Origin of the sequence: Streptomyces sp. NPDC017246 (assembly GCF_044331325.1) — a bacterium.
GTDB lineage: Bacteria > Actinomycetota > Actinomycetes > Streptomycetales > Streptomycetaceae > Streptomyces.
This window is the reverse complement of the sequence record NZ_JBIRMW010000030.1, coordinates 26739-35627: the sequence shown is the minus strand read 5'-3', so window position 1 is coordinate 35627 and position 8889 is coordinate 26739. Positions and strand designations below refer to the sequence as shown.

Sequence of the window (8889 nt, the reverse complement as noted above, 5' to 3'; positions counted from 1 at the left end):
GTACACGGCCACGCTGCCGATACCCGCGTCCCGGCACGCCCGGGCCACACGGACAGCGATTTCGCCACGGTTGGCGATGAGCACCTTGCGCACGACGGCTCCTCATACCTGTCTCACGATGTCACCGGCCCACCTGTCTCACAGCAGGTCCGGCCCACCTGTCTCACGGCCCGGCCGGGCCCCTGTGTCCCACAGCATCTCCGGCCCGTCCGCCTGGCGGCCGGTCCGTCCGTTCCCCAGGCGTGTCCGGCCTAGCTGTCGCAGAACACGCCCGAACGGAACTTCTGCCTCACGACGGAACTCGTACTTTTACGACGAACTCGTACCTCACGGCGGAACTCGTACCGGCGGAACTCGTACCTCACGGCTGACGTCGCACTCATGCCACGGAGGGCACCGTCCGCGCCCCGTGCCGGTGGGGCTGCAGCGGCAGATGCGCCTCCACATGGCTCCCGTGCCCCCGCGAACTGCTGACGGTCAGCCGCCCGCCGGCGTCCTCCATCCGCTCCGTCATGGAACGGAACCCCTGATGGCAGTGACCGGGCCGCAGAACCCGTTCGGCGTCGAACCCGCGACCGTCGTCCTCGACACTCGCGTACGCCCACCAGCGGGTGCAGCGCACGGACACCTTCACCCGCCCGGCCCTGGAATGCGCGAAGCTGTTGCGCAGAGCCTCCCGCAGCGTCAGGAACAGATCCCGGCGCCGTACGTCGGGAAGCAGGCCCTCGTCGCCCGTCACCTTCACGGTGACCTGGACCCCCTGCGGTGCGGCCCTGGCCGCGAACTCGCGCAGCGCCACGTCCAGCGGCGGCACCACCGAACGCTCCCGTACCCCGCCGACCAGGTCCCGCAGCCGGGTGTCCGTGGCCCGCAGCGCCTCCCGGGCGGCCGCGATCCGGCCGGCGGCGACCGGGTCCGCCGGCTCGCCGCACTCCTCCAGGGCCCGGCGCGCCGCGGCGACACCGTCGGCGACGTCGTCGTGCAGCTCGCGGGAGATCCGGCGCTGTTCCTGCCAGCAGCACTCCGCCTGGTCCGCCGGGCTCCCGCTCTCGCCGGCCCGCCGGGCCGCCTCGCCGAGGACCCGCACAGATCCCTCGTCGAGGCGGCCGCTCTCCATCATCTGCAGCATGGCGCACTCCATGAGCAGGACCGCCGCCGCCGCGTTGTGGTGGGGCGCCAGACTCACCGGCGGCCCGCCCCGCCCCGCACCGGCCGCGAGCCCGGTGGGCCCGCCCCCGGCCGAGAGCCCGGCACCCGCCGAAGGTCCCAGGCCCGCCGAAGGTCCGGCACCCGCCGAAGGTCCCGGGCGAGCCGACGGCCCCAGGCCCGCAGGCGGTCCGCCGGCGGCCGGGGATTCGGTGCCGAACGCGGCCGCGAGGACGGTACGGGCCCGCTCGTTGAGGGCCTGACGGACCGAACTGTCCCAGCGGACCGCCTTGTTCAGCGTCGCCGGCAGCGCCGACTCGAACCGGCGCAGCACCGCCTCCACACACTGCGCGGACGGCCCGCCGGAAGACAGCGCCGGCTTCTGGGGCACCAGCCGCCGCGCGACGTGCGCCCCGGCCGGCGCCTCCCGCTCACCGCCCGGCGCGGCCGCTGTCCGCCGTCCGCCGTGCGGACCGGCCGACGCCTGCCGCGCCACGCGGACCAGACCCTGCTGCAGGGCCTCGGCGAAACCGGGGCCGATCACCGACTCCCAGCCGCCGGCCGCGGCCTCGCCGCTCATCGGGAGGGAGCGTCCGCGCGGTGGAACGCGCCGCCGAAGAACAGCAGCCCGTCCGCCCCGTCGCCACGGCTCGCGCCGACCACGTCACCGATGAACACGGTGTGGTCGCCTATGCCGTGAGCGGCGGAGACCTCGCACTCCAGCCAGGCCAGCGCACCGTGCAGCAGCGGCGCCCCGGTCCGCGGACCGGGCACCCAGTCGACACCGGTGAACTGACCGGGCCCCAGAGGACGCTTCTTGTCGGCGAAGAAACGGGCCAGACCCTCCTGGCCCGCCTCCATGATCGAGACACCGAAATGCCCGGCCGAGGTGATCGCCTCGTACATCACCGCGCTGTGCGCGACGGAGCACAGGACGGACGGCGGGTCGAGGGAGACCGAGGTGAACGCGTTCGCCGTCATCCCGTGGATGTCCTCACCGCCCACGGACAGCACGGTGACACCGGTCGCGAACAGGGACATGACCTCGCGCAGGGGAGCGGGTCTCGCCCCGGGCCCCCGGGAAACGGCGACGCCAGTGGATACGGAATTCATGCCGCGCCTTTCATGTAATCCATGAGAGGAAATGTACGAGCGGAGGACGGCCGCCGTGGAACCGTCGAGTAACTGCCCGCTCAGCCATGCGCGGGGGAGTGCCGGATTACCGTGCCATGAGCACCCGTCCATGAGGGAATGAGCGCCCCGTGGTTAGGATCTGGGCGTTTCGGTCAGGGCACATTCCACAAGGGGTGACATGAATACCGTCTCTGCTGACCCGCAGCTCGCGGAACCGTATCTGCTCGGCTGGCTGGCCTCTCTCGGACTCGACGTCGATTACGTACGCGCCGAAGGAAATACCCTCTATTACCTCGGGGCGAGCGGCGAGGAGATTCCCGTACTCGATTTCGCGGGCGGGTACGGCTCCCTCATCCTGGGGCACAACCACCCCCTGATCACCCGGTACGCGCAGCAGCTCCTGGCCTCCCAGACACCGGTGCACGCGCAGTTCTCCCGCCACCCGTACGCCAACGACGTCGCCGTCGCCCTCAACCGGATCCTCCAGCGCGAGCTGGGCACCGGGGAGAACTACTCCGCCATCTTCGCCAACACCGGCGCCGAGGCGGTGGAAGCGGCCGTCAAGCACGCCGAGCTCGACCGCGGGATCCGGCTCGCCGAGCTGCGCGACCGGCTCGAGGAGAACCTGGCCGCCGCCCGCGCCGCCATCGCCGCCGGCGCCGGCGTCGCATCCGAGGCCTACCGCCTCGCCGGCGTGGACGCGCAGGCCCAGACGGCCGGATTCGAGGCCCTGGCGAGCGCCGTCACCGCCCGTAACGCCGAGCAGACCGGCCGCCCGCCGGTGCTCCTCACCCTGGAGGGCGGCTTCCACGGCAAGCTCGTCGGCAGCGTCCAGCTCACCCACAACGAGGGCTACCGGGCACCCTTCGCCGCACTGGCGACACCCGCCCGGTTCATCCCCGCGGACAGCCCGCAGGCCCTCAAGGCCGTCCTGGAGAGCGAGCGGGCCACCGTGCTCGACCTGGTCGTCGACGGCGCCACGGTGACCGTCGTCGAGCGGAACTCCCCGGTGTTCTGCGCCCTCGTCCTGGAACCCATCCAGGGCGAGGGCGGTATCCGCGTCCTGTCCGAGGAATTCGCCCGGGAGATCCAGCGGGCCTGCGCCGAGGTCGACTGCCCGGTCGTCGTGGACGAAGTACAGAGCGGAATGGGCCGCAGCGGCGATTTCCTGGCGAGTTCGGCACTCGGCCTTGTCGGTGATTATTACGCGCTCGCCAAGAGCCTCGGCGGCGGAATAGCGAAGACCTCCGTCATGCTCACCCGCCAGTCCCGCTACCGCTCCGAGTTCGAGCTCGTCCACAGCTCCACCTTCGCCAAGGACGCCCTCTCCTGCTCCATCTCCAGGAAGGTCCTCGAGATCCTGGAGGCCGACGACGGCGCCGCCTACCGCACCGTGCGCGAGCGCGGCGCGAAGCTCCTGGGAATGCTGGAGGCGGTACGCGCCGACTTCCCCGACGTGGTCAAGGACGTCCGCGGGCGGGGCCTGATGCTCGGCCTGGAGTTCCACGACCAGTCCGGCTCCGGCTCCGAGGCCATCCGCGAGAACGCCCCCCTGCTGGGCTACACGGTCGCCGGCTATCTGATGCGCGAGCACCGGATCCGTACCTTCCCCACCGCCAGCGCCGTCAACACGCTCCGCTTCGAGCCCTCGCTGTACCTGACCGACAGCGAGATCGACCAGCTCGAACAGGGACTGCGGGGCGCCGCCCTGCTCTTCCGCACCCACGACGGGGCCGGCCTCACCGGCACGGCCACCGGCGCCTGACCCGCCCCCCGGCCGTTCCCCGTCCCGGCCGTCCCAGTCCCGGGACCGCTGGCCCCGGCCCGGCCGTTCCCGGGTCCGGGAGCGGCCGTGGCCGTGCCCGCCGCCTGCTGCCCGCCGTGTGTGGCCCCCGGTCACCCGGCGGGCAGCGCGCAAAACCGGCGCGGGAACACAGTGACCGGCGTGGGAACACGGCGACCGCCCCGGCGCCCGGCGCGGCAAGCGGCCGGCCGCGCCGGGGCGGTGCGGTGTCTCAGTCCATGCCCCGCACGATGTGGGACTCGCCGGGCTCCTCGTCCGTGCCGGCGAGCTGGAGCGGCGGGTAGCGCAGGACGTGCGCCAGGCCCTTGGGGAACGCGTGGCCGAGGTCGGTGTCGTAACTGTCGTCGCGCATCATGTCCTCCGGTCGTCGAATGGAACGGCCCCGCCGCCCGCCGCCCCGGTCCGGGCGGACGTCACGGACGTCACGGGCCGCAGGGCGATGGCGGTCACCACCAGCCCGTTCCCCGCACACCACCGGCCGTCGAAGGCCGCGATCCGCACGCCGTCCACCACCGGTCCGGGGACCAGGAGTTCGGCGCGGAAGGTACCCGCCACCGGATCGGGCGTGATGAGGGCCTCGTCGAAGTCCAGAGGCCGCCCGGTGAGGGGGAACCAGGTCTTGTAGACGCTTTCCTTGGCGCTGAACAGCAGCCGGTCCCACGAGACCGCCGGCCGCCGCGCCGTGAACTCGCGCAGCCAGACCCGCTCCTGGGGGAGCGAGATCAGCTCCAGCGTGCCCGGCGAGGGCAGAGGGGCGTTCGGCTCCGCGTCGCAGCCGACCGCCAGCACCTCCGTGCCGCGGGCCACGGCCGCCGCCCGGTATCCCCGGCAGTGCGTCATGCTGCCCACCACCCCCTCGGGCCACCGCGGCGCGCCGCCCGCGCCCGGCAGCAGCGGCACCGGCGCCAGCCCGAGACGGCCCAGGGCCTGGCGTGCGCAGGAGCGGACCGAGGCGAACTCCCTGCGGCGTCCGGCGACGGCCGCGCCCACCACCCGCTCCTCCTCGGGGAACAGACCGAGAAGCCCGGGCGGGTCGTGGAACAGCTCGGCGGTGACCACCGGCGCCGGCAGCAACGAGGCGATCACGACCGCCCCCCTCCACCGGACCCCGGCCCCTGCGCCGAGAACTCCGGCAGGACACGCGGCGCGTGGCCCGGGTCGGCGCGGCGGCGCCACTCACGCGGATAGCCGAGCGACACCTCGTAATGCGGCACGCCCTGCTTCCGGATCAGCCGCGGGATGTGCAGATGCCCGTAGACGACGGCGGCCGCCCGGTAGCGCACCGGCCAGTCGGCGGTCGCCTCCGTCCCGCACCACAGGGCGAAGTCGGGAAACCGCAGCACCTCGGTGGGCTCGCGCACCAGCGGGAAATGGCTGACCAGCACGGTCGGCAGACCGGCGGGCAGCGCGTCCAGACGCCCGGCCGTGAGCCGCAGCCGCGCCCGGCACCACTCACCGACGGAGGCGTAGGGGTCGGGATGGAGCAGGAACTCGTCGGTCGCGACCACACCCGCCTCGTCCGCGAGCCGCAGCGCCTCCTTCGCGCCGCGCACCCCGGGACGCCGGAAGCTGTAGTCGTACAGCAGGAACAGCGGCACCACCACCACCGGCCCGCCCGCCCCGCGCCACACCGGGTAGGGGTCCTCGGGCGTGGTCACGCCCAGGCCGCGGCAGAGGCGGACCAGGGCCTCGTAGCGGGCGGCACCGCGCGCCTGGACCGGGTCGTCGGGGGGAGTCCACAGTTCGTGGTTGCCCGGAACCCACACGACCTTGGCGAACCGGGCGGCGAGCGTCGACAGCGCCCACTCGATGTCCGCCATGTACTCCCCGACATCGCCCGCGACCAGCAGCCAGTCCTCGTCCGAGGACGGCCGCAGCGCCTCGACGACCGCCCGGTTGTCCTCGTAGCGCACATGGAGGTCACTGACGGCCAGCAGACTCCCGGAGCCGGAGCCGGAGCCGGAGCCGGAGCCGGAGCCGGAGCCGGAGCCGGAGCCGGAGCCGGAGCCGGTGCCGGAGTCGAGGCCGAGGTCTGGGCCGGGGCCGGGCTTCACGCCGGGGTCCGGGCCGGGGCCGGAGCCGGGGCCGGGTCCGGGGCGGGGGCCGGTGCCGGGGGTGTCAGCGGGTGGCGGTGTCACGCCGGATCACGCCGGCCGGCCCGCGGCGAGCAGGCCGGCCGTGACGATGCCGCCGACCTCCTCGGTCCGCTCGTCCAGGTAGAAGTGCCCACCGGGCAGGATCCGCAGGTCGAAGCCGCCACGGGTGTGGTCGTGCCAGGCCGCGGCCTCCTCGACGGCCACCACCGGATCCGCGTCGCCGACCAGGACGGTCACCGGGCAGTCCAGCGCGCCGCCGCCGTCCCACCGGTAGGTGCCCAGGGCGCCGTAGTCGGCGCGCAGCGCCGGCATCACCATGGCGAGCAGCTCGGGATCGTCCAGCACCGCAGGCCCCGTCCCGCCCAGACCGCGCACCGCGGCCAGGATCTCCTCGTCGGAGCCGAGCCGGTCGTGGACACCGGGCAGCGGCGAGGGCGCGCCCCGCCCGGAGAGGAACACCCGGCGCGGGCCGGGCCGCCCGGCGGCGGCGAGCCGGCGGGCCGTCTCATGGGCGAGGACCGCCCCCATGCTGTGCCCGAACAGGGCGTAGGGCCCCCCGGTCAGCGGCTCCATGGCCGCGGCCAGCGCGTCGGCGTGCGCGGCGATACTGCCGTACGCCTCCTCCCGCCGCCGGTCCTGACGCCCCGGGTACTGGACGGCCAGCACGTCCACCTGCTCACCGAGCGCCCGCGACAGCGGAAGGAACGCGCTGGCCGCGCCCCCCGCGTGCGGGAAGCACACCAACCGCACGGCGTCCTCACGGGCGGCCGAGAAGCGTCTGAACCACGTGCTATCCACTACGTCCCTTTCTGCGGGCCGGCACCCGGTGGCACCAGACGGGGGAGCATGAACTTCCAGAACTGGCCGAGACGCTGACGCGAGAGCCAGGAGGGATCCTTGCGGCCCAGGGCCTCGAAGCCGACGGTGGAGGCCGCGACGACGGTGACGACGTCCTCCGGCTCGGTCCCGTCCGCGAGCGCGCCCCGCTTCGCCGCGTGCCGCAGCGTGCCGTCGATCCAGTCCCGCCACTGGCCGTGCAGGTCCACCGGGCTCGACCACGCCGGCTCGCAGCCGAGGGTGAACCCGGCGCGCAGGATGACATCGGAGTTCAGCGCGTCGAACAGCTCGTGGGAGGTCTCCACCAGACTCTGGATCAGATCGACCTCACCCTCACCCTCACCCTCACCCTGGCCTTCACCGCGTGTCCCGCGGCCCCCGCACCTCTCGCACCCCTCGCACCCCCCCGAGTCCCCGGGCGCCGGGCCGGTGATGCGCCGCAGCCGCTGCTCGGCCGCCTTCTCGATGGCCTCCGCCAGCGCTCCCTTGTTGGCGAAGTGAAAGTGAAGGGCACCACTGCTCACCCCGGCACGCTGGGAGATCGAGGAAAGAGAGGCCGATACGAAACCGTCCGTGTCGAAGATCTCCGCCGCGGACCGGAGCACCGCCGCTCGCGTACGGACAGCGCGTTCCTGTTTAGCCATGTGCACTCCGTGGATGCCTGGGGGCGCTGCTGACGGCCCCTCAAGAACGTCCAGCGTAATGAACCGCGGCTGCGGCTTTCTCATGGCCCGGATCGAAATCGTCTTGAAAGGATCACCCACAAGAAGCCCGGAAATTCCGGTGCCCGGCCCGCCCGGGCGGGGGGAAGGACCGGGCGGGCCAGGAGACGGGGGAGGACCTACTCGGGCAGCAGGGTGCCGGCGACCGGACGGTCGATGGACATCAGCCAGCGGCCGTCCTCGCCACGGCGCAGCACGTCGGTGCAGTTGCCCTCGATACGGACGGGCTCGCCCTCCGGGCCCGTGCTGTCGACGCTGAACTTCACACCGATCAGGGCCACGTCGCCGGCCACGTACGCGTGCGTGATCTCCGCCTTGAGGAACGGCTTCGGCGCGAGGAACTCCTTGAAGAACTCAAGACGCTCCTTCCCGGTGAGCGGGGAGCCGGAGAAGTTCGATATCGCGTCGTCACGGTAGAGGAGATCGAAAAGCGCTCCGTCACCGGAGTTGAACAGCTGGATGAAGATCTCGTTCTGAGTATCCGCGTCCGCGGTCAGATCGGGGTTGTCGACATCGAAGTCGACCGTGATACCGGGAATGCTCATGGTCTGCGACACCACTTTCTTGGGTCTGAGGGTGCCTTCGCGCCGGGCACGAAGGCGCGCGGATTACTTCTTCTCGCCGTACGGCTCGTCGATGGCGTAGCGCCAGTTGCCGTCCGCGCCCTTGCGCAGCACGTCGACACCCACGCCCGTCAGCAGCTCGGGGCTGCCCGCGTCGTCCACGGTGGCGATGGACCAGTCCACGATCAGGAGCGCGGTGTCCCCGGTCTCGAAGATCTGGCGCGGCTTGGCGCTCATCTTCGGCGCACGGGCCAGGAACTCCTTGACGGCATCCTTCCGGGCCTGGCCCGTGAGCGGCTTGCCCGGCTCCCAGACCGCGACGGCCTCGTCGGTGTACATCTCGTTCACGGCATCGGCGTCGCCCGCGTTGAAGGCCGCCTCGTACTGCGCGGTGTGCTGTGCGACATCGCTGGTCAGATTACTCATGGTGAGACCGTTCCTGCTTTCTTCCGGCATGACACCCGGGAATTCGAGGAGTTTCACGCAGATCTGTCCAGAACGTAACGGCCCACCCTCACCGGTCACCCACCGGCAAGTAACAGACCGCCCACCACATCGTCGAACCCTGCGGTTACCCGTGCATGAGC

11 protein-coding genes are annotated in these 8889 nt (G+C 72.3%); 1 reads left to right on the top strand and 10 read right to left on the bottom strand.

Features of this window, described 5'->3' with window-relative positions; genetic code table 11:
• The 3 genes from ACH4MY_RS37545 to ACH4MY_RS37535 form a co-directional block, all read right to left on the bottom strand.
• Positions 1 to 93, bottom strand: a 93-nt coding sequence (locus ACH4MY_RS37545) for a biotin carboxylase N-terminal domain-containing protein (RefSeq protein ID WP_351219746.1), incomplete at its 3' end; no start/stop codon positions are given.
• 286 nt (positions 94 to 379) lie between these two features.
• Positions 380 to 1726 (bottom strand): ATP-binding protein, encoded by a 1347-nt coding sequence (locus tag ACH4MY_RS37540; protein WP_398009258.1) that lies wholly within the window; start codon positions 1724 to 1726, stop codon positions 380 to 382.
• The gene (locus ACH4MY_RS37535; protein ID WP_398009256.1) at positions 1723 to 2187 is read right to left on the bottom strand and encodes a flavin reductase family protein; all 465 of its coding nucleotides are present in this window, start codon (positions 2185 to 2187) and stop codon (positions 1723 to 1725) included. Before ACH4MY_RS37535 ends, ACH4MY_RS37540 begins: the two co-directional genes overlap by 4 nt.
• Positions 2188 to 2458: 271 nt before the next feature.
• On the opposite strand from ACH4MY_RS37535, the gene ACH4MY_RS37530 reads away from it, so the two are divergent.
• Positions 2459 to 4045, top strand: coding sequence for an aspartate aminotransferase family protein (locus ACH4MY_RS37530; protein ID WP_398009254.1), 1587 nt, complete (start codon positions 2459 to 2461; stop codon positions 4043 to 4045).
• A 250-nt stretch (positions 4046 to 4295) separates the two neighbouring features.
• Here ACH4MY_RS37530 and ACH4MY_RS37525 read toward each other — a convergent pair whose 3' ends face one another.
• The 7 genes from ACH4MY_RS37525 to ACH4MY_RS37495 all read right to left on the bottom strand — a co-directional run bounded on the left by ACH4MY_RS37525 (position 4296) and on the right by ACH4MY_RS37495 (position 8728).
• Positions 4296 to 4436: a hypothetical protein gene (locus tag ACH4MY_RS37525; RefSeq protein ID WP_327159479.1), complete on the bottom strand. Its 141-nt coding sequence runs from the start codon at positions 4434 to 4436 to the stop codon at positions 4296 to 4298.
• Positions 4436 to 5170 carry a 4'-phosphopantetheinyl transferase gene (locus ACH4MY_RS37520; RefSeq protein ID WP_398009252.1) on the bottom strand — a complete coding sequence of 245 codons (735 nt, stop codon included), beginning with the start codon at positions 5168 to 5170 and terminating at the stop codon, positions 4436 to 4438. The genes ACH4MY_RS37525 and ACH4MY_RS37520 overlap by 1 nt, the downstream gene beginning before the upstream one ends.
• Positions 5167 to 6021: a metallophosphoesterase family protein gene (locus ACH4MY_RS37515; RefSeq protein ID WP_398009260.1), complete on the bottom strand. Its 855-nt coding sequence runs from the start codon at positions 6019 to 6021 to the stop codon at positions 5167 to 5169. The genes ACH4MY_RS37520 and ACH4MY_RS37515 overlap by 4 nt, the downstream gene beginning before the upstream one ends.
• Positions 6022 to 6228: 207 nt before the next feature.
• On the bottom strand, positions 6229 to 6978 hold the full coding sequence (locus tag ACH4MY_RS37510; RefSeq protein WP_398009251.1) for a thioesterase II family protein: 750 nt from the start codon (positions 6976 to 6978) through the stop codon (positions 6229 to 6231).
• A complete protein-coding gene (locus tag ACH4MY_RS37505; RefSeq protein WP_398009249.1) occupies positions 6978 to 7661 on the bottom strand; it encodes a TetR family transcriptional regulator in 684 nt (227 codons plus the stop codon). The genes ACH4MY_RS37510 and ACH4MY_RS37505 overlap by 1 nt, the downstream gene beginning before the upstream one ends.
• A gap of 197 nt (positions 7662 to 7858) precedes the next feature.
• Positions 7859 to 8284 carry a YybH family protein gene (locus ACH4MY_RS37500; protein ID WP_398009247.1) on the bottom strand — a complete coding sequence of 142 codons (426 nt, stop codon included), beginning with the start codon at positions 8282 to 8284 and terminating at the stop codon, positions 7859 to 7861.
• Between the two features lie 63 nt (positions 8285 to 8347).
• A complete protein-coding gene (locus ACH4MY_RS37495; RefSeq protein WP_398009245.1) occupies positions 8348 to 8728 on the bottom strand; it encodes a YybH family protein in 381 nt (126 codons plus the stop codon).
• Positions 8729 to 8889: the final 161 nt, after the last annotated feature.